The 21,205-nt window shown below is 57.1% G+C and carries 16 protein-coding genes; 8 read left to right on the top strand and 8 right to left on the bottom strand.

Annotated features, from left to right (window positions below):
- Positions 1-210 precede the first annotated feature (210 nt).
- The 3 genes from ACXKZD_RS02990 to ACXKZD_RS02980 all read right to left on the bottom strand — a co-directional run bounded on the left by ACXKZD_RS02990 (position 211) and on the right by ACXKZD_RS02980 (position 3,708).
- On the bottom strand, positions 211-1,686 hold the full coding sequence (locus ACXKZD_RS02990) for a SulP family inorganic anion transporter (protein ID WP_089414893.1): 1,476 nt from the start codon (positions 1,684-1,686) through the stop codon (positions 211-213).
- Entirely contained in the window at positions 1,683-2,318 is a 636-nt protein-coding gene (locus ACXKZD_RS02985; protein WP_029519418.1) for a carbonic anhydrase, read from the bottom strand. The genes ACXKZD_RS02990 and ACXKZD_RS02985 overlap by 4 nt, the downstream gene beginning before the upstream one ends.
- Positions 2,319-2,898: 580 nt before the next feature.
- On the bottom strand, positions 2,899-3,708 hold the full coding sequence (locus tag ACXKZD_RS02980; RefSeq protein ID WP_010699771.1) for a 5'-nucleotidase, lipoprotein e(P4) family: 810 nt from the start codon (positions 3,706-3,708) through the stop codon (positions 2,899-2,901).
- Between the two features lie 106 nt (positions 3,709-3,814).
- Here ACXKZD_RS02980 and ACXKZD_RS02975 point away from each other — a divergent pair, with 106 nt between their 5' ends.
- Together ACXKZD_RS02975 and ACXKZD_RS02970 are read left to right on the top strand one after the other, a co-directional pair.
- Positions 3,815-4,522: a purine nucleoside phosphorylase YfiH/LACC1 family protein gene (locus ACXKZD_RS02975; RefSeq protein WP_488981850.1), complete on the top strand. Its 708-nt coding sequence runs from the start codon at positions 3,815-3,817 to the stop codon at positions 4,520-4,522.
- A gap of 267 nt (positions 4,523-4,789) precedes the next feature.
- Positions 4,790-6,808 carry an oxidoreductase gene (locus ACXKZD_RS02970; protein ID WP_488981849.1) on the top strand — a complete coding sequence of 673 codons (2,019 nt, stop codon included), beginning with the start codon at positions 4,790-4,792 and terminating at the stop codon, positions 6,806-6,808.
- Here the strand turns inward: ACXKZD_RS02970 and rlmG are convergent, their stop codons facing one another.
- A complete protein-coding gene (gene rlmG / locus ACXKZD_RS02965; RefSeq protein WP_061902014.1) occupies positions 6,809-7,927 on the bottom strand; it encodes a 23S rRNA (guanine(1835)-N(2))-methyltransferase RlmG in 1,119 nt (372 codons plus the stop codon).
- Between the two features lie 83 nt (positions 7,928-8,010).
- Here rlmG and ACXKZD_RS02960 point away from each other — a divergent pair, with 83 nt between their 5' ends.
- Positions 8,011-8,514, top strand: coding sequence for a M48 metallopeptidase family protein (locus tag ACXKZD_RS02960; protein ID WP_010256568.1), 504 nt, complete (start codon positions 8,011-8,013; stop codon positions 8,512-8,514).
- Here ACXKZD_RS02960 and ACXKZD_RS02955 read toward each other — a convergent pair.
- Positions 8,511-10,199 (bottom strand): chloride channel protein, encoded by a 1,689-nt coding sequence (locus ACXKZD_RS02955; RefSeq protein WP_122889570.1) that lies wholly within the window; start codon positions 10,197-10,199, stop codon positions 8,511-8,513. The genes ACXKZD_RS02960 and ACXKZD_RS02955 overlap by 4 nt on opposite strands.
- A 146-nt stretch (positions 10,200-10,345) precedes the next feature.
- Here ACXKZD_RS02955 and ACXKZD_RS02950 point away from each other — a divergent pair, with 146 nt between their 5' ends.
- From ACXKZD_RS02950 to sstT, 3 genes are all read left to right on the top strand, one after another.
- Entirely contained in the window at positions 10,346-11,332 is a 987-nt protein-coding gene (locus ACXKZD_RS02950; protein ID WP_089414889.1) for a Gfo/Idh/MocA family protein, read from the top strand.
- A 257-nt stretch (positions 11,333-11,589) separates the two neighbouring features.
- The gene (locus tag ACXKZD_RS02945; RefSeq protein WP_010256559.1) at positions 11,590-12,558 is read left to right on the top strand and encodes a TerC family protein; all 969 of its coding nucleotides are present in this window, start codon (positions 11,590-11,592) and stop codon (positions 12,556-12,558) included.
- Positions 12,559-12,793: 235 nt separating this feature from the next.
- Positions 12,794-14,026 carry a serine/threonine transporter SstT gene (gene sstT, locus ACXKZD_RS02940; RefSeq protein ID WP_443485308.1) on the top strand — a complete coding sequence of 411 codons (1,233 nt, stop codon included), beginning with the start codon at positions 12,794-12,796 and terminating at the stop codon, positions 14,024-14,026.
- Positions 14,027-14,222: 196 nt separating this feature from the next.
- On the opposite strand, the gene ACXKZD_RS02935 is transcribed toward sstT, so the two are convergent.
- From ACXKZD_RS02935 to uxaC, 3 genes are read right to left on the bottom strand one after another with little or no spacing between them, the layout of a single operon-like run.
- The gene (locus ACXKZD_RS02935) at positions 14,223-15,713 is read right to left on the bottom strand and encodes a UxaA family hydrolase (RefSeq protein ID WP_010256556.1); all 1,491 of its coding nucleotides are present in this window, start codon (positions 15,711-15,713) and stop codon (positions 14,223-14,225) included.
- A gap of 4 nt (positions 15,714-15,717) precedes the next feature.
- Positions 15,718-17,166 carry a tagaturonate reductase gene (locus ACXKZD_RS02930; RefSeq protein ID WP_488981848.1) on the bottom strand — a complete coding sequence of 483 codons (1,449 nt, stop codon included), beginning with the start codon at positions 17,164-17,166 and terminating at the stop codon, positions 15,718-15,720.
- A gap of 2 nt (positions 17,167-17,168) precedes the next feature.
- On the bottom strand, positions 17,169-18,584 hold the full coding sequence (gene uxaC / locus ACXKZD_RS02925; RefSeq protein ID WP_010256553.1) for a glucuronate isomerase: 1,416 nt from the start codon (positions 18,582-18,584) through the stop codon (positions 17,169-17,171).
- Between the two features lie 399 nt (positions 18,585-18,983).
- Between uxaC and ACXKZD_RS02920 the strand changes: the two genes are divergently transcribed.
- On the top strand, positions 18,984-20,288 hold the full coding sequence (locus ACXKZD_RS02920; RefSeq protein WP_010699779.1) for an MFS transporter: 1,305 nt from the start codon (positions 18,984-18,986) through the stop codon (positions 20,286-20,288).
- Positions 20,289-20,374: 86 nt separating this feature from the next.
- On the top strand, positions 20,375-21,151 hold the full coding sequence (gene exuR / locus ACXKZD_RS02915) for a transcriptional regulator ExuR (RefSeq protein ID WP_022623920.1): 777 nt from the start codon (positions 20,375-20,377) through the stop codon (positions 21,149-21,151).
- The last annotated feature ends 54 nt before the right edge of the window (positions 21,152-21,205 follow it).

Below are 21,205 nucleotides of genomic sequence, written 5' to 3'. Positions count from 1 at the left end.
TGTCAGAATGATTAAATCCTGAATATCCTCAATGTCATCCGGCGATAAAACCTCGTTTCATAGGCTAACTCAGAAAAGTTACCGTTTTGAGGCTAAACCCATCAGATGACAGCAAAAACTGGGGCTCTATTATGCATCGCAAATAAAAAAATCGGATATCCGAGATATCCGATTTTTGCTGTTCTGACGACTTTACCGTTGCGCTAAACGCTATTTTACGGCAACCGGCCACTGACTCAGGCGAATGCCGCGTTTGTCGGCGTTATCGCCAAAATCTTTCAGCACCGCTTTGACGTCGGGATCGATATATTCCGCATTGTCGTTATCGACGATGACGACGCTGTTCTCCGGGATCTCATCCAGCAATCCCTGCAGCTTTGGATTGTGCATAAAGGTCAGGTTCTGCTGAAAGCGCAGCACGTAGTGGTCGTCATAGCGGGTGAGCTGCAGCGCGTTGCGATGGCTTTTATAGATGCTATAGAGGATCTGCGTGGCGATCCCGATACCAATCCCGACCAGCATGCCCAGCGTGATAATACCGACGATGGTGGCCAGAAACGGCACGTACTGCTGCGCGCCCATCCGGAACTGCTCAATAAACAGTTTGGGTGTCGCCAGCTTGTAGCCGGTATAGAGCAGCACGGCAGCGAGGCTGGCCAGCGGAATGGCGTTCAGCATCTCACTGAACCACATACCGCAAATCAGCAGCAGCACACCGTGAATGAAGATCGACAGTTTGGTCTGCGCGCCCGCACTGACGTTAACCGAACTGCGCACGATCACCGCCGTTATCGGCATCGCGCCAAGAAAACCGGCCGCCAGGTTACCGATACCCTGCGCGAACATCTCTTTGTTGGGCGACGGCGCGGGTGTCTGAGGACGCAGTTTTTTCAGCGCTTCCTGACTCAGCAGCGTTTCCAGACTGGCGACCAGGGCTAAGGTCACCGCAACGACCCAGACCTGCGGATTTTGCCAGGCCATCCAGTCGGGCGTTTCCAGCTCTGCCATCAGCGCGGAAATGCTGTCAAAAGCGGGCAATGAAATGCGCGCCAGACCGCTGGTCATCTCCGGGAACAGCCGTCCACCCACGACGGTAGCAAGGCAGCCTATCAGCACGGCAATCAGCGGCCCAGGGATCCAGGCCAGCGCTTTGATCCGCTTCACCGGTGCGGTAGTCCAGAGACATAAAATGGCCAGGCCGACACCCGCTACCGCTACCGCAGGCAGCGAGAAGGTCATCTCACCGGTCACCAGTGAAACCAGCTCCGCATCGCCCGCGGCTCCCAGCGCCACCGGGATCTGCTGCATGATCAGCAGCAAACCGATCGCTGCCAGCATCCCTTTGATGACGCTGCCCGGCACCAGCGAAATAAACCGTCCGGCACGCAGCAGGCCAAACAGACATTGCAGTGCTCCGGCGATAATCAGCGCGGTGAGAAAGGCGGAAAAACTGCCCAGAGACGCCATTGAGGCGACGACGATGGTGACAAGGCCTGCCGCCGGGCCGCTGACGGCAAACCGGGACGGACTCAGTGATGTGACCACCAGGCCGCCAATCACACCGGTCAGCAGACCGGCAAACGGCGGTAATCCGCTGGCCTGTGCGATGCCAAGACAGAGCGGTAAGGCGACCAGAAACACCACCAGACCCGCAGGAATGTCGCGACGCAGGGTATCGAGGTTCATAATGAAGGTTCCTCTGCAGATTGATGAATCAGCTCTTTAAGATGGCCGGAGCGCAGGTCATACACACAACCAAACACCTCCAGTTCCTGGCCCGATTGCCAGATTTGCCGGACCGGTTCAGATTTCACCAGTCTGGCGAATTGCGCCTTAACGTTGGCCTCAACCAGCCGATCGAGCTGTTCACCCGGCTCCGCGTCTGAAGGGGGGCTTTCCGCCAGGCCATGCTGAATGTCATGACGCAACGTCTGAATGCGTCTCGCCAGCGCGCTCTCCTGCCCGTCCAGCACGCTGCCCGGCAGATTCTGCGCGGCTTCCACCCCACCGCAGCCATAGTGGCCGCTTAATACAATGCGTTTTACACCGAGAAAGAAGAGCGCGTATTGCAGCACGCTCAGTAAATTGTCATCGTCCTCAATCACCATGTTGGCGATATTACGATGCACAAAGAGTTCGCCAGGATGGGAGCCGGTTAAGACTTCTGCCGGAACGCGACTATCAGAACAACCTATCCAGAGTGAGTGCGGCTTTTGCTGATGAAGGAATTTTTTAAAGTAGTCTGGATTACGCTGGCGGCGCTGTAATGCCCAACTGCGATTTTTCGCTAATAAGGGTTTAAGTGTCGTCACAATCATCTTCTCTCTACTACCGGGATGTCGCATCCTGGCTAACCACAAAGTGTATCGGCTCACAAATAAAGCGTGAGCCGCCAGGTAAATAAGAACTGAGTCACAGAAAAAGGTTATAGCCGCTAACCATTACCAATGCACGAGCAATATTTCACAGCACTTTAACATCATGCTATTTGTCAATCCGGCGTCAGTAAGAGTCAGGGTTAAGTAAATTTAATTAAGCAGCAGAGAAGTGAAATAATTAGCGGAAACCATTTTAAGATCAATAATATCAATAGATTAAAATATAAAAGATAATAAACTAAAGTTATTGCTGACAAAAAAATACAATCATTAACCAAGGGGATATTCACTGCCATACCAACCGGCCTGCTTTTTACCAGGAATACTCTTAATTAAAAAATTAACCATTAGCACGATCAACCGGCTTAATTGCTGATAGCCAGTCAGATATGCCTGATTTTAGATAAGAATGAAGCAAGAGATAATTAATTTAATTTGCAGCAAAATAGTGACGGGAGAAAGTAAATCAGGACCATGTTTTAACAGAGCCTGACCCGGTCAGGCTCTTTTTCTTGACGAATTATTTACCGTTCCAGCTTTGCAGCCGCGATTCCCGCACTGACAGCTGCTGTTCCGGTGTCAGTTTATTGTAGTTTTCCGCCATTCCGCTCTCCCAGTCGCCGTAGAGCGGATTCGGCAGCACGATGAACTGCGTTCCAAACTGCTGATGGTTAAGATTCACAAAATCACGACGCGTCTGATTACCCTGATGCCAAGTCGCGCCACCAAAATCGTTGAGGTTATCGCCAACGTAGAGCACCACGTTATAGCCGGCATTTTTAATGGCATCGAAACGCGCCTGCTTATTGGAGCTGTCAGTATTCAGACGTACCGTTTTATCGCTAACGTTGGGGAAGCCAAGCTGCTGCATGTTAGCGACCGTGGCCGCGTAATCTTTCTGATCCCGGTTCGACACATAGAACAGCGTGCCGCCATTCTGTGTGACATGACGCGCAAACTCTATCGCGCCCGGCACCGCTTTCGCCTGCCGCGCCTGTGTCCAGGCTGACCAGGTTTTGCTGCTGAACGGCTGGCCGTTCTTCGCCTGCCACGCGCTGTAGGCACTGTTATCCAGCATCGTCTCATCCAGATCGACAATCACCGCTTTGGGTTTGCCAGTCAGCGAGGGGGCCTGATCAAACGCCATACGCGCGGTATTAAATGCCTGCCAGGTCAGCGCCTGATATTCACCAGACTGCTGGAACCAGTTTACCGCCAGCACCGATTGCTGGCCGAGTTGCTGTTGCGCGGTCTGATGTGTCGACGAGGCGCAGCCGGTAAGCAGCAGCGCGACCAGTCCGGATGCAGCCAGTTTTGCGGAGGTTTTCATCATTTCATCCTTAAGGTGAGAAAGGTCTGAGGAGAAGCTTCAAAAATGTAGCAGTTAACGTAAGCTGTGGGCAGCCCAACGCACGCTGTTATAACAGGAGATTCCTATGGCCGTGATCCCGCGCTCGCCATTGCTCGATTCGCTGGAGTGGCTCGAATATGCGTTTCAGCCAGCCGGTGAGCCACCACCCGCTGATGCCGCCTATGGACATCAGCGCCACAGCGCGAACGTGGTCACCGATATCGAGAACATCCCACCCAAAAGCTGCGAGTCTGATGGCGTGATTAGCAGCGGGACGCGCCCGGTGGCGGTCTACACCGCCGACTGCCTGCCAGTGCTGTTCGCCGATCGCCAGCAGCGGATCGTGGCCGCGGTTCATGCCGGACTCAAAGGTACGCTGGCGGGTGTGCTGACCCGCGCGGTTGAAAAACTGTGCGAGCAGGGCTGCGAGCCGCAGAACCTGATGGTGGCGATCGGTCCGGCGATGGGCCCCTGCTGTTATGAACTGGCCGAACCGCAGCTGGCGGAGATTGCGCAGAACCCGGCATTGGCCAGCGGGCTGCGCTGGCACCAGAACCAGCCGGTTAATCCTCTGGCGCAACGTCCACAGGCCGCTGCCCGCCAGCAGGGTGTCTGGTTCGATCTGCCTGCGCTGGCAACGCATTTACTGGTGCAGGCGGGTGTGCCGGCTGCGCAGATCGATAACGTCAATGTCTGCACCTACTGCATGGCCGAAAGCGGTTCAAGCTACCGCTTCAATACCCACCACGGCAGCGGCTATCACTCCCGCTATTCGTGGATCCGTCGACGTTAATGGGTTTTCTGGCACCGCGCTGACAGCATGTAGCGGAACCTGAACAGCGACGGGCGCTGACGCCTGTCGCAAAGCTACGCGGGCTATGGATGGCGGTCTTCACCTCTTTGCGCAAGGCACGGGCTAGCTCCGCCCACTCTTTGTTACTCACCTCACTCCCCTGCCGTTGTTTATGATTTCACTCACACCCTGACATTCTTTCACTTTTTTTTAACGCAGAAGTGGCTAGAGTAAACTCATCCGACCACTTCACCGTGAGTGACTATCATGTCCGTCAATCCTGACTATCCTGCGCTGTTTACGCCGCTGAACCTTGGCTTTACCCGACTGAAAAACCGCTTTCTGATGGGGTCGATGCACACCGGACTGGAAGAACACCCGGATGGTGCAGCCCGGCTGGCGGCTTTTTACGGCGAGCGGGCGCGTGAAGGTGTCGCGCTGATCGTCACCGGCGGCATCGCCCCCAATGCCCAGGGTGTCACCACCGCGCATGGCGCGATGCTCACCGACGAGACGCAATGTGACTGGCACCGGCAGATCACGGAGGCGGTACATCAGCATCAGGGCAAAATCGCCCTGCAGATCCTGCATACCGGTCGTTACAGCTATCAGCCCGATCTGGTTGCGCCCTCGGCACGCCAGGCGCCGATTAACCCGTTTACGCCACAGGCGATGAGCGAGGCGACGATTGAACAGACCATTGATGACTTTGCCCGCTGCGCCCGACTGGCACAGCAGGCGGGCTACGATGGCGTGGAGATCATGGGTTCCGAAGGCTACCTGATTAATCAGTTTCTGGTGAAGCACACCAATCAGCGCACCGATCGCTGGGGTGGCGACTTCCGACAGCGGATGCAGTTCGCGCTGGCGATTACCCGCGCCGTTCGCGCCGCGACCGGTGACGCCTTTATCATCATCTTCCGGTTGTCGATGCTCGACCTGATCGAAGAGGGCAGTACGCTGGAGGAGACGCTGTTGCTGGCGGGCGAGCTGGAGCAGTGCGGCGTCACGCTGTTTAATACCGGTATTGGCTGGCATGAGGCGCGCATCCCGACCATCGCCACCTGCGTGCCGCGCGCGGCCTTTGCGTGGGTGACGCAGCGCCTGCGTGAACAGGTGAAGGTGCCGGTCATCGCAACCAATCGCATCAACCATCCCGCCGTCGCCGAGCAGCTGTTGCAGTCCGGCTGCGCCGATATGGTGTCGATGGCGCGCCCTTTTCTCGCCGATCCCGCCTTTGTCACTAAAGCACAGCGCGGTGAACCGGACAGCATCAACACCTGCATTGCCTGTAATCAGGCCTGCCTCGATCAGGTGTTCGCCGGTAAAATCACCTCCTGCCTGGTCAATCCGCGCGCCTGCCATGAGTCGCTGATGCCGGTCATCGCCAGCACCGCCCCGCGCAGGCTGGCCGTAGTGGGTGCCGGTCCGGCCGGCATGGCGTTTGCGCTGCAGGCGGCGCAGCGCGACCATCAGGTAACCCTCTATGAGGCCGCGCCGGAGATAGGCGGCCAGTTCAATCTTGCCCGGCTGATCCCTGGCAAATCGGAATTCAGCGAAACGCTGCGCTATTTCCGGCATGAGCTGGCGGCCGCAGGCGTGACGGTTCAGACGGGCTGTCGGGTGACGGCGGATCAGCTGAGTGACGCCGATGAAGTGGTGCTGGCGACCGGCATTCAGCCGCGTACGCCTGACATTCCGGGCATCGACCACCCCAGCGTGCTGAGCTATCTGGAGGTGCTGCGCGATAAGCGCCCGGTGGGGAAACGGGTGGCGATTATCGGCGCAGGCGGTATTGGCTTTGATGTGGCGGAGTATCTGTCACAGCCATCCCATGACGAGGATCTGGCGGCGTTTTATGCCGAATGGGGCATCGACCACAGCCTGACGCAGCGTGGCGGCGTGATGAAACCCGAGCCCCCTGCCGCGCTACGGCAAATCTGGCTGCTGCAACGCCGATCGGGAAAACCGGGTGCCGGGCTGGCAAAAACCACCGGCTGGATCCATCGCGCCAGTCTGCAGGCGCAGGGCGTTGAGATGTGGGGCGGCGTTGAGTATCTGGCGATTGATGACAGCGGCCTGCATCTGCGGCGCAACGGCGAAACGCTGTTGCTGGAGGTCGATAATGTGATTATCTGTGCCGGACAGGAGCCGCAGCGCGAACTGGAAGCCGCGCTGCGTGCAAAAGGACAGAGGGTGACAGTCATCGGCGGTGCAGATGTGGCGCAGGAGCTGGATGCGCGCCGTGCGATTGCGCAGGCGACGCAGCTGGCATTAACCGTCTGACTAGCGCATTTTCACCGCGCGCAGCACCACGAACTTCTGGTTAGAGGCGATCAGCGTACAGTTACCAAACAGCTTCTTCAGCTTGTGGTGATAATCGAGGTGGCGGTTGCCGACAATACGCAACTCGCCGCCATACTGAAGGCAGCGTTTGGCATCACGGAACATCTGCCATGCCAGGTGATCGGTCACCGCGTGCTGCTGATGGAACGGCGGGTTGCACAGCACCGCGTGCAGCCGATCTGACGGATAGCCGCTCAGCACGTTGTTCACCAGGAACTGACAGCGTGACAGATCCTCAGGACGGTTCACTTCCACATTAAGCTTGCTGGAAGCGACCGCCATGTAAGACTCATCAAGGAAATGCACCTCGGCCTGCGGGTTCTGCTCCAGCGCCACCAGTCCCACCACGCCGTTACCACAGCCGAGATCGACAATCTCGCCCTCAATGTTTTCCGGCAGATGCTGCACAAAGAGCCGTGCGCCAATATCCAGCGAAGCGCGCGAGAAGACGTTGGCGTAGTTGTGAATCTGATACGGGGTACCATCCAGCGGCCAGACCAGCGTCGGCGTGGCCTCACGCAGTTCAGGCTTGCTGAACTGGCTGTAGATCAGACGCGCTTTTTTCCACGCCAGTGAGGTTTTGGTTTCACCAATGATCTGTTCGAACAGCTGCAGCGTAGAGTTATGGATCTCTTTGGCGCGCGCCGCCGCCAGAATCACCGTATCAGGCGTGACGACTTCGCGAATGGCGCGCAGCTGGTGCTCCAGCAGCGCCAGGGTTTTAGGCACCTTGATCAGCACAGCCGCAGGTGAAGCAGGCAGTTCCGCCAGGCTATCAACAAAGTGAACGTCGCTGTCATCCAGCCCATTAAAGGTCAGGTTCTGACGGGCGGCCTGCTGGCTCAGCCACGAGTCGCTGACGTGCCAGACGGTACGCGAATTCAGGGCGCAGGTTAAGGCCCCGAAACTGTCGTTGAAGACCAGCACCGGCCCCTCTGGCAGCGCCTGCTGTAACAGATATTCATCAGCCGCATCCCAGGCTTGTAATGGACTTTCGTCACGCATCTGCGGGAAGCGATGCAGGATCAGTGTGCGATCGTTCAGTTCAAGTTGGCTCATGAATTCTCCGGCGTGGTACACTTTGGTTGATTTTCGCCCCAAAATCGGGGGCGCAGTATACTGTCTTTCGCCTGGAATCCCTAATGTCCTCACTGATCTACCTTCAGGGTTATCCTGCCCCCCTTCTTGAGCAGGTTCAGTCGCTGATCGCCCATCAGCGCTTAGGTGCGTTCCTGCAGGAACGTTATCCCGACACCCACGACGTGATGAGTGATAAAGCGCTGTATGACTACACGCAGGCGCTGAAAAATCGCTATATGCGCAATGCGCCGCCGATCAGCAAAGTGATGTGGGATAACAAGATTAAGGTGATGAAGCATGCACTCGGGCTGCACACTGCCATCTCGCGGATTCAGGGCGGTAAGCTTAAGGCGAAAGCGGAAATCCGTATCTCGACCTTTTTCCGCCTCGCGCCAGAGCCGTTTCTGCGGATGATCGTGGTGCATGAGCTGGCACACCTTAAAGAGAAAGATCACGATAAGGCGTTCTACCAGCTCTGCTGCCATATGGAGCCGGATTATCACCAGCTCGAATTTGATGCGCGACTGTGGATGACGGACCAGGCGATGCGCGGCAACGCGGCTTAAAGAAACTCCTGCGCTTTCTGAATCAGACTGGTTTTGGTCAGCGCCCCCAGAAAGCGCCGTTCCTGCGGATTGTTGAGCACCGGCAACCGCTCCAGCGTCACCGCCGCAAAGGCTTCCCATCCCTCACGCATACTCTGATTCTGATACACCACCGGGAAATCCTGATCCATCACGCACTGCACCGGTGAGTCGAGGGTGATCTCCTGTGCCAGCACCCGGCGCGAAATCTCATGAATCGAGACCACACCGAGGAAAGCGCCCGCGGCGTTGATCACATAAACATAGCGTTCACGCTTCAGGGAGCTGACCGCCAGCGCCTGCCCCACCGACTCCTCCGGCTGCAACGCCGCACCCGCAATAATCAGCTCGGCAATGCGCATGTTATCGAAATCATATTTCGCTTCTGAACGGCTGAAGTGATGACTCACGACCGGATAAGTACTGGCGGATTGCAGGCGATAGACCACCATCGACGCCAGCACCGTGGCGATCATCAGCGGAAACAGCAGGCTGCTGTTGAGCGTCATCTCCAGCACCATCAGCATCGCCATCAACGGCGCCTGACTGACTGCTGCCAGCACCGCCGCCATACCAATCGCGGCATAGAGCAGCACATTGCCGAGCGGCAGATGCAACGCCGCCCCCATCGTCGCGATGATCACCCCCAGCAGCGCGCCAATCAGCAGCGAAGGGGTAAAGAGTCCGCCGACGGCGTTCGACCCTACCGACAGGCTGGTAGCGAGGGTTTTCAGCACCAGCAACAGCAGCAGACCCGGCAGCAGGTAGTGCCCTGCCATCACTTTGACGATCACCTCGTAGCCGTTGCCGAGGATATCAGTGGAGATCAGCGCCAGTAAGCCGACCGCAAAGCCGCCCGCTCCGAGGCGCAGCGGCAGGGAGGCGACCCGGCTGAACAGCACTTTGCTGCGGGCGATGCATTTAATCACGATCCAGCCCGCCAGACCGGCGCACAGACCAATCACCACCGTCATCAGCAGGCTGCTGAGATCCATGGCGAAGTTCGCGTCTGCCAGCGGATAGAGCGCGCTGCGAAAACCCAGCGTCCACATGGTCATCACCGCCGTGGCGGCAGCGATGATCAGGGGGATCAGCCGCTGCAACGCAGAAATGCCGAAGGCGATTTCCGCCACAAAAATCGCCGACGCCAGCGGCGCATGGTAAACCGACGCGAGGCCCGCCGCCGCCGCCATCGCCACCACGTCACTGTTTTTCAGGTTAAGTGAGGCCGGTAACAGTCGACCAATCGCACTGCCGCATAGTGCCGAGAGCTGCACCATCGGCCCCTCTTTACCTATCGACGCGCCGCTGCCGATACTGGCAATCGACGATAAGGCACGGAACAGTGAGGTCCGGGTCGGCACCGCATCGAGCCGGGCGTTGATCACTTCAAGGTAATCCGTTTTCACCGTCTGCTGCTGCTCAATGGCAACGGCATAACGCAGAAAATAGCCCGCCAGAACGCCGCCCGCCCCCACCAGCAGCGGCCAGAAGATCCACGGCCAGAGATGCAGGGATTCGGTTATTTCGCCACTGCGGGCAAACAGCAGATGGTTGATCAGTTCAATCACGCCGCGGAAAGCCAGCGTCACCAGCGACGCCGCACACCCGACCGGAATGGCGATCAGAAGTGTGGTCCAGTTTAATGCGTGCTTACTTGCTTTCACCTGCGCTCCCTGGTTGGTACATAAACATCATCGCTTCCGCATATTATTGGAATGCGGATCGCAGGATCAATCCCTGCCCGCCCGGCACCATTGCACAGCGTGGGTGAGATGTTACTCTGCCGCTTTACAGCTGCCGGAGAGATGACGTGATTCGTTTTGCCATTGTGGGAACAAACTGGATTACACGCCAGTTTATTGATGCCGCTCATGAAACCGGAGCGATGAAGCTCTGTGCGGTCTATTCACGCAGTCAGCAGCAGGCTGAGGCCTTTATCGCCGATTATCCCTGCAAACAGACCTTTACCTCACTGGAAGCGCTGGCCGCCAGTCCGGAGATCGATGCGGTCTATCTGGCCAGCCCCAACGCACTGCACTGTCAGCAGGCGCTGCTGTTTATGTCGCACGGCAAGCATGTGATTTGCGAAAAACCGCTGGCCTCTAACCTGGCAGAAGTGGAGCAAATGATCGCCTGCGCCCGTGAGCATCAGGTGGTGCTGTTTGAGGCGTTTAAAACTGCCAGCCTGCCGAATTTTCTGCGGCTGCAGCAGGCACTGCCTGACGTGGGGAAACTGCGAAAAGCGCTGCTGAATTACTGCCAGTACTCCTCACGTTACCCACGCTATCTCAACGGTGAGAACCCCAATACCTTTGATCCGCGCTGGTCGAATGGCTCAATTATGGATATCGGTTATTACTGTCTGGCCTCGGCGGTGACGCTGTGGGGCGAGCCAGATCGCGTGCAGGCCAGGGCGACTTTGCTTGCGAGCGGCGTGGACGCGCACGGCGTGGTGGTGCTGAGTTACGGTGATTTCGATGTGACGATTCTGCATTCGAAGGTGAGTGATTCCAGCCTCCCCAGCGAGATTCAGGGTGAAGCGGGCGCGCTGGTGATAGAGAAGTTATCGGAGTGCCAGCAGCTGACTTTTGTGCCGCGGGGCGCGGAAAAGCAGACGCTGAGCCAGCCGCAGCATATCAACACCATGCTGTATGAAGCCGCCGCTTTTGCCCGGCTGGTTGAGCAGCGCCAGGTGGACCACCCTTCGCTTGAGGTTTCGCGGATTACTGCATCGCTGCTGACTGAGATACGCCGCCAGACCGGCGTGATCTTCCCGGCCGACCAGGCTGCTATGTAAATATTTCTAAATATGTCTGAGAGGTGTTGCTTCCTGTGCGGCTAAACCGTAACTTACCCTCCTGCAAAGGGGAGTAACTTGTAAGCTGATTGATCGTCATTACGATGCGAAAGCATCCGGTCATCAGGCAACCCGGAATCAATTTCTGTGTTGTAAGTGAGACCTTGCCGGAAGGCGAGGTTTGCTTACACAAAAATAAGCGGCTGACGTCTTCTGACTTCAGCCGTTTTTTTTTATTTTTCGGACAGGATACGAATATGCAAACTGTGGGTACGCCTTTACTGTGGGGCAGCTTTGCGGTTGTGGTGCTTATCATGCTGGCTATCGACCTGCTGTTGCAGGGACGCCGTGGCGCGCAGACCATGTCTTTCAAACAGGCGGCCGTCTGGTCGCTGATCTGGGTTTCAGTCTCACTGCTGTTCAGCGCCGCCTTCTGGTGGTATCTGGAGGGCAGCGCGGGACGTGAAGTCGCTAACACGCAGACGCTCGCCTTCCTGACCGGTTACGTGCTGGAAAAAGCGCTGGCGGTGGATAACGTCTTCGTCTGGCTGATGCTGTTCAGTTACTTCTCTATTCCGGCCAATCTGCAGCGCCGGGTGCTGATCTATGGGGTATTAGGCGCTATCGTGCTGCGTACCATCATGATCTTCGCCGGTAGCTGGCTGGTCACGCAGTTCAGCTGGATCCTCTATGTGTTCGGTGCCTTCCTGCTGTTCACCGGTGTGAAAATGGCGCTGGCGAAAGAGGATGACAGCGCGGTGGGCGAAAAACCTGTGGTGCGCTGGCTGCGTAAGCATCTGCGCATGACTGACGATCTCGACGGCGAGAAGTTCTTCACCCGCAAAAACGGCGTGCTGTTTGCGACGCCACTGCTGCTGGTGCTGATCATGGTAGAAATCAGCGACGTGATCTTTGCGGTCGACAGTATCCCGGCGATCTTCGCCGTGACCACTGACCCGTTTATCGTACTGACCTCAAACCTGTTCGCTATCCTGGGTTTGCGTGCCATGTACTTCCTGCTGGCAAACGTGGCGGAACGGTTCTCGATGCTGAAGTATGGCCTGGCGATTGTGCTGGTGTTCATCGGCTTTAAGATGCTGATTGTCGACATCTACCATATCCCGGTCGGTATCTCGCTGGGTGTGGTCGGTGCCATTCTGGCATCAACCCTGCTGATTAATGCCTGGGTTAACCGCAAAAGAGACCAGAAAAAGCTCGCACCATAATTACCTGCAGGGGCAGCCGATGCCCCTGTTTTATTTTGTGGCAGCCTGTCACGCCATTTCATCCCTCTGTCACACTTCCACTATCCAGCATAATAAAAATCTGACCTGCTCCACAGTGACAGAACTTTCTCTTTTCTCGTCCGATCTTTTCCTTATACTCCGCCGGGCAAACCGTTTTAGCCGATGCAAAACATCGCGTCTGAAACTACATCCGCGACAAAATATAGAAAATATTATGCAGAAAACTCTCTCCGCACGTCTGGGCACGCTGCTCGCCGGAAGCCTGGTGAAGCAAATCATGATTGGGCTGATCGCCGGTGTGGCGCTCGCCTGGATTTCACACGATGCCGCTATCGCGGTCGGTCTGCTGGGTGAACTGTTTGTCAGTGCGCTGAAAGCGGTCGCGCCGTTGCTGGTACTGATGCTGGTGATCGCCTCGATTGCCAACCACCAGCAGGGCCAGAAGAGCAATATCCGGCCGATTATTATGCTTTATCTGCTGAGCACCTTTTTCGCGGCGGTGGTCGCGGTGGTCTTCAGCCATCTGATCCCGCAGACGCTGACGCTGGCGGTGGGCACCACGGAAATCACACCACCATCCGGCATTACCGAAGTGCTACGTGGACTGCTGATGAGCATGGTGTCGAATCCAATCACGGCCCTGATGAACGCCAACTACATCGGCATTCTGGTGTGGGCAATTGGTCTCGGGCTGGCTTTCCGTCACAGCAGTGACACTACCCGCGCCTTTCTCAATGATGCCTCTCATGCGGTGACGTGGCTGGTACGCTGCGTGATTCGCTGCGCGCCGATTGGTATTTTCGGTCTGGTGGCCTCGGTCCTCGCGTCTACCGGCTTTGGCGCGCTGTGGCAATATGCGCATCTGCTGGCGCTGCTGCTGGGCTGTATGGTACTGATGGCGCTGGTGGTGAACCCGCTGCTGGTGTTCTATAAAATCCGTCGCAACCCCTATCCACTGGTCTTCACCTGCCTGCGCGAAAGCGGCGTGACCGCCTTCTTTACCCGCAGTTCTGCCGCCAACATTCCGGTGAATATGGCGCTGGCGAAACGTCTGGATCTGGATGAGGATACCTATTCGGTGTCGATTCCGCTGGGCGCAACCATCAGTATGGCGGGGGCATCGATTACCATTACCGTGCTGACGCTGGCGGCGGTGCATACGCTGGGGATCAGCATTGATGTGCCGACGGCGATTCTGCTGAGTCTGGTGGCGTCACTCTGTGCCTGTGGTGCATCTGGCGTGGCGGGCGGTTCGCTGCTGCTGATCCCGGTGGCCTGTAACATGTTCGGCATTCCGAATGATCTGGCAATGCAGGTGGTGGCGGTCGGCTTTATTATCGGCGTCCTGCAGGATTCGGCGGAAACCGCACTGAACTCTTCAACCGATATTCTGTTTACCGCCGCCGTCTGTCAGGCTGAAGCGGAGCGCGAAACCAGTCGGGCTTAACCTTTCAGATAGCTCAAAAGCTCAAAGAGTGGGTGGCAGAGTCCGAAGAGCAAAGCGTCCCGCGCCAGGGAAGGCGCGGGCCGAGCGAGCAGGGATGCTTTAAGCGACTTTGCGATCGGACTCTGCCACCCACGAAGGGCACAGGATTAACCGACGGTAATAACAACATCAGGATCGCCATTGTTTGCCTGACAAACTATAGCGTTACACCGCTTTTGAAAATCGCCAGCTCGCGGAAATCGTTCTTCTCGTTGTTGGTCGGCTGACCGCTGGCAATCGCCACAATGCTGTCGACAAAGTCTTCCAGCATCGCATCCATACTCATTCCCTCGATCAACCGTCCGGCATTAAAGTCGATCCAGTGCGGTTTCTTCTCCGCCAGCGGCGTATTGGTGGCCAGCTTCACCGTCGGCACAAAACCGCCATAAGGTGTGCCGCGTCCGGTACTGAACAGCACCATGTGGCAACCAGCTCCCGCTAGCGCACTGGTGGCGACCGCATCATTGCCAGGCGCACTCAGCAGATTCAGCCCCGGCGTTTTTAACCGTTCGCCATACTTCAGCACATCGACCACCTGGCTCTGCCCCGCTTTCTGGGTACAGCCCAGCGACTTCTCCTCCAGCGTGGTGATACCGCCCGCTTTGTTGCCTGGTGACGGGTTTTCGTAGATCGGCTGCTGGTGATCGATAAAATACTGTTTGAAATCGTTGATCATCGCCACCGTTTTGCTGAAGGTCTCCTCGTCGCGACAGCGACTCATCAGAATCCGTTCTGCGCCAAACATTTCCGGTACTTCGGTCAGTACGGTCGTGCCGCCATTGGCGATCATCTGGTCCGAGAAACGTCCCAGCAACGGATTGGCGGTGATGCCAGACAAACCATCTGAACCGCCGCACTCCAGACCAAACTTCAGCTCGCTGAGTTTGCCCGGCTCGCGCTGGTCGTGACGCATTTTTTCATACAATGCGTGCAGCCGCTCCAGCCCGGCTTCCACCTCATCGTCATGCTGCTGGCACACCATAAACTCGACCCGGTCGCTTTCAAACGCGCCGAGGGTGTCACGGAAGGCATCAACCTGATTGTTTTCGCAGCCGAGACCAATCACCAGCACCGCGCCAGCATTAGGATGGCGCACCATATTTTGCAGCATGGTGCGGGTGTTTTCGTGATCCTGCCCCAGCTGCGAACAACCGAAGGTATGGCTGAACAGGAATGCACCATCGATATCTTCTGCCTCCTGCGTCTCTTTCAGGAAACGCTGCAGGATCTGACGCGCAATGCCGTTGACGCAGCCAACGGTCGGCAGGATCCACAGCTCATTGCGGATGCCGACCTCGCCGTTAGCACGACGGTAGATCTGCACCTCACGGTCACCCGGCTGCGGCGGCAGCGTCACAAACTCGGGCTGATACGCATACTGATCCAGATCGCTGAGATTGGTGCGGGCGTTCTGCGAATGGATTAACTCACCGGCGGCCACAGGCTGCGTGGCATGGGCAATCGGCAGCCCATATTTGATCACCAGCTCATCCTGCGCGATAGGCTGCAGGGCAAATTTATGCCCGCGTCCGACCGCCTGTTGCACCGCCACACTCAGTGGCGGCAGCTCTATCATGGCGCCCGCGTCTAAATCACGTAACGCCACGGCGACATTGTCGCGGGGATCAATTTTAATTGCGTCTTGCATAGCGTTATCTCAGTTGGCTCAGCGCCTCACGCATTCCGTGGGCGATGATATTTTGCAGGTGTTGGGTGACAGCCGCAGCCAGTCCGGGCTGACGGGTTAAATCTTCACCCCAGTGTTGCGCGTCGCTGAGTACGCCGTTCACCAGCTGTTGCGGTGACAGCTGATCCGCATCAAGTGCTTTCCAGGCGTCGGCGTAGCGCTGTAACCACTGCGGCTCGTCCTGCAATGGCCAGCTTTTGCCGGCTGACTCGCCGCGATAAAAAGCGATCAGCGCGGCCAGCGCAAAGGTGATGTGTGTCGGCCACTCGCCGGTTTGCTGATGCGCGGCAAGGAGTGGGGTCAGCAGACGGGTGCGGAATTTGGTCATGCCATTAAGGGCAATCGACAGCAGCGCGTGGCGAATAAACGGATTGCGGAAACGACGCTGTACCGCATCGGCAAACGCGTGCAGTTCATCGGCAGGCAGATCCAGCGTCAGGATCACTTCGTGACGCAGCAGGTTATCCACAAATCCGGCGATAGCCGGATCGGCCATCGCCTCTCCCACACTCTCAATACCGGCCAGAAACGCGACCGGTACCATTGCAGTGTGCGCGCCATTGAGAATGGCCACTTTCTGCGCTTTATAGGGCGCAATGTCATCCACATGCCGAACCTGCGGCGACAGCGCCGCCAGCTTCAGTTCATTAAACAGCGCCGACGGCCCCTGAATCACAAACTGATAGTAGACTTCGCCCGCCACCAGATAGCGATCTTCATAACCCAGCTCGCGTTGCAGCTGCTCGCTTTCCGCCGGGAAGCCGGTGACGATGCGGTCGACCAGGGTGTTATAGAACGCGCAATGCTGATGAACCCAGGTTTTAAATTCGGAGGGCAGATGCCACTGATCGGCGTAGCGCAGCACCAGATCGCGCAGCGTGTCGCCGTTATGGTCAACCAGCTCGCACGGCACCACCAGCCAGCCCCGGTCGCTGGCGCCATTGAAGTGGGAATAGCGCGCCCACAGCAGCTGCGTCAGTTTGCCAGGGAAACTGCTGGCGGGCTGATCGGTAAGCTGATCCGTGCCGACAAAAGCGATGCCCGCTTCGGTGGTATTGGAGAAGACCATGCGCAGATCCGGATTACGGGCCAGCGCCATAAACTCGCCGAACTGCTGCCAGGGCTGGATTTCACGGTTGAGGCTGCGGATCAGCCGGGTTTCGCTGACCTGCTCGCCCTGATCGTTCAGCCCGCGGATCAGCGTGGTATAGAGACCATCCTGCTGATTCAGGCTGTCGCTGACTTCACGGTTGCGCGGCCGCACCACCACGATCCCGGCATCGGTGCCCTGATGTTCATTGAGCCAGTCGATCTGCCAGTCAATAAAGGCGCGCAGGAAGTTGCCTTCGCCGAACTGGATCACCCGGTCGCGATAGACTGCGCCCGGAAAGTCGTGACGGTTTAGCCTTTTCATTATCAGGCTCCCAGCTCGATGCCGAAGTAATCGCGGGCATTGTTGAAGCAGATGTTCTGTACCATCTGACCTAACAGCGCTTCATCGGCTGGCGCTTCACCCTGCTCCACCCAGCGGCCTATCATCTGGCACAGTAGCCGGCGGAAATATTCGTGGCGGGTGTAGGAGAGGAAGCTGCGGCTGTCGGTCAGCATGCCGACGAAACGGCTCAGCAGACCAATCTGCGCCAGCTGCGTCATCTGACGCTGCATACCATCCAGCTGATCGTTAAACCACCAGGCTGAACCAAACTGCATCTTGCCCGCCTGACCTTCGCCCTGGAAGTTGCCCGCCATGGTGGCCAGCACTTCGTTGTCGCGCGGGTTCAGGCAGTAGAGAATGGTTTTAGGCAGCGCATTATTGAGATTCTGCGCGCCCAGCAGGCGTGCCAGCGGTTCGGCCAGCGGCTGGTCGTTGATCGAATCGAAGCCGACATCAGGCCCCAGCAGCTGGTACTGGCGCGGATTGGTGTTGCGCAGTGCGCCAATGTGATACTGCTGCACCCAGCCACGGCGGGCATATTCGCTGCCCAGCCAGACCAGCACCGCCGTTTTAAACTGTGCCGTTTCCTGCGGGTTGGGCGCGGCACCGCTGCGACGACGCGCCAGAATCGCATCCAGCGTAGCGTCATCCGCCTCGGCGTAGCAGACCACATCCAGCGCGTGATCGGAGACTTTACAGCCGTGCGCCGCGAAGTGATCCAGCCGCTGATGCAGTGCGCTGCGCAGATCGTCAAAACGCTGCACGCTGATGTCCGTCAGCTGCTCCAGCGTCTCGATCCACGGCAGGAAGGTTTCCGCTTCGATATTAAACGCTTTGTCCGGACGCCAGCTCGGCAGCACTTTGACGCTGAAGCTGGCATCGTCTGCCAGCGCGCGGTGATGGCGCAGGTCATCCAGCGGATCGTCGGTAGTGCCCACCATCTTCACCTTCATCTGCTGCATGATGCCGCGCGTGGTAAAGCTATCCTGTGCCAGCAGTTCATTGCAGCGATGCCAGATGCTGTCAGCCGTTTTCTCAGAAAGCAGTGTATCGGTAATACCGAAAGGCCGGCGTAACTCCAGGTGGGTCCAGTGATAGAGCGGGTTGCCGATAGTGTGCGGCACGGTGCGCGCCCAGGCGTCAAATTTTTCACGATCGCTGGCGTTACCGGTACAGAACGCCTCAGCCACACCGTTGGCGCGCATGGCCCGCCACTTATAGTGATCGCCCTTCAGCCAGATGTCATAAAGGTTGGCGAAGCGATAATTTTCGGCAATCTGCTGCGGCGGCAAGTGGCAGTGATAGTCGAAAATCGGCTGATCCTTTGCATAGTCGTGATAGAGACGACGGGCGAATTCGGTATCCAGCAAAAAATCTTCGGTCATGAAACGTGACATACATGCTTCCTCATCGACTGAACCACTGATGGCCCAAAGTTATCATACCAATTTTAGTCCGTTACGGATTTATTTGCGATCCTGCTCACATAAACGGCGGTAGCTGGCTGCCGTTATGGACGTTTTTGTCGCCCGCATCGCGCTAAATGGCTGTCATTACGCAGGTTTCCAGTATCCCACAGTGCAGAAAGGGTTTTTGTGATGGCTCTCAACTTTTAAAGTTGTATAACAAGTTAGGCTCTCGCCCCATCGTGAGGTCGTTAGCGACTCACAAATGGCAAGGTCATAACAGGGTTGCTCATACAGAACCTGCGGGCGTGAGCAGAGCTGCATCACGTGCTGTCCCGCTCCAGATAACAACAGCGGCAAGACCGCATACAGAACTGGAAGAGGTAGAGGATGCGTAAGATCAAAGGGTTACGCTGGTACATGATTGGACTGGTGACGCTCGGTACGGTGTTAGGGTATCTGACCCGTAACACCATTGCCGTGGCGGCCCCGACATTAATGTCAGAGCTGCATATCACCACGCAGCAGTACTCCTACATAATTGCGGCCTATTCAGCCTGCTACACGCTGATGCAACCGGTGGCAGGTTATGTACTGGATCTGCTCGGCACCAAAGTCGGCTACGCGGTGTTTGCTATTATGTGGGCGATTTTCTGTGCCGCTACGGCGATGGCGGGCAGCTGGGGCGGACTGGCGCTGGCACGTGGCGCAGTCGGTGCGGCTGAAGCGGCGATGATCCCGGCCGGACTGAAAGCGAGCAGCGAATGGTTCCCGGCTAAAGAGCGTTCGGTCGCCGTGGGCTACTTTAACGTGGGTTCGTCTATCGGTGCGATGCTGGCTCCGCCGCTGGTGGTCTGGGCGATCGTGGCGCACAGCTGGCAGATGGCATTTATCATGACAGGTGTGCTGAGCATGGCCTGGGCACTCAGCTGGCTGGTGTTTTACAAGCACCCGAAACAGCAGAAGAAGCTGAGCGATGAAGAGCGCGACTACATTATCTCCGGCCAGGAAGCGCAGCATCAGACCGGCAACACCCGCAAAATGTCAGCACTGGAGATTATCCGTAACCGCCAGTTCTGGGGTATTGCCCTGCCGCGTTTTCTGGCAGAACCGGCGTGGGGAACGTTCAACGCCTGGATTCCGCTGTTTATGTTTAAGGTATACGGCTTCAATCTGAAAGAGATTGCGATGTTCGCCTGGATGCCGATGCTGTTCGCGGACTTCGGCTGCATCCTCGGTGGCTATCTGCCGCCGCTGTTTCAGCGCTGGTTCGGCGTTAACCTGATCGTCTCCCGCAAGATGGTCGTGACGATGGGTGCGGTATTAATGATTGCGCCGGGCACCATCGGCCTGTTCACCAGTCCCTACGTCGCCATTGGTCTGCTGTGCATCGGCGGGTTTGCGCATCAGGCCCTCTCTGGCGCGCTGATCACACTCTCCTCAGACGTTTTCGGCCGCAATGAAGTTGCCACGGCAAACGGCCTGACCGGCATGGCAGCCTGGACCGCCAGCACCATGTTTGCGCTGGTGGTAGGCGCACTGGCCGATACGCTGGGCTTCAGCCCGCTGTTTGCCGCGCTGGCGGTGTTTGATCTGCTGGGTGCCGTCGTTATCTGGACGGTTCTGAAAAATAAACCTATTTCAGAGCTGAATGCCGAAGCCGTTATTCCGCAGGCCAGCGCCGTTCGCAGTTAATCTGCCGGGCTGGCGCAGGCCAGCCCATTTCCTCGCACCTCCTGAAGTGGTATAACAACTTATCTGTCTGCTACCAGGATTGTGCTATGGACTTCACTGAATCCCGTCGACTTTATCAACAGCTGGCCAGCGAGCTGAAAAGCCGCATTGAAACAGGGATCTATCCGGTGGGTGACAAACTGCCTGCTGAGCGCCTGATTGCCGAAGAGATGGAAGTGAGTCGCACCGTCGTACGCGAAGCGATCATCATGCTGGAAGTTGAAGGCTATGTTGAGGTCCGCAAAGGCTCGGGCATCCACGTCATTGCCAGCCAGCAGCAGAACCGCATCGCCTCCACCAGCAGTCAGCTGGAGTTCGCCACGTTTGGCCCCTTCGAACTGCTCCAGGCTCGTCAGCTGATTGAGAGTAATGTGGCCGAGTTCGCTGCAACGCAGGTAACGCGCCAGGACATTATCGACCTGATGGCGATTCAGGAAAAAGCCCGACAGGAGGATCACTTCCGCGACTCCGAGTGGGATATGCAGTTTCATGTACGTATCGCGCAATCCACCCAGAACAGTGCCTTAGCCGCCATCGTTGAAAAAATGTGGCTGCATCGCCTGCACAATCCCTACTGGCTCAAACTTCACGAACACATCGACCAGCGCAGCATTCTCAGCTGGTGTGACGACCACGATCAGATTCTTAAAGCCCTGATGCGCAAAGATCCCGCCGCCAGCAAACTGGCGATGTGGCAACATCTGGAAAATACTAAACAGATGCTGTTTAACGCGACGGCGGATGATTTTGAATTTAACGTGGATCGATACATGTTTGGTGAGAATCCGGTCATCCTGCCTGATGGGTCCAATAACGCCCGCTAAAAGTGCCTGAAAATGCCCTGAGACGGTCAGTTAATCTGCAATAGTGTCAGGTCA

This window comes from Pantoea sp. ABR1s (assembly GCF_057812235.1).
This window is presented reverse-complemented; position numbering and strand designations above follow the sequence as displayed.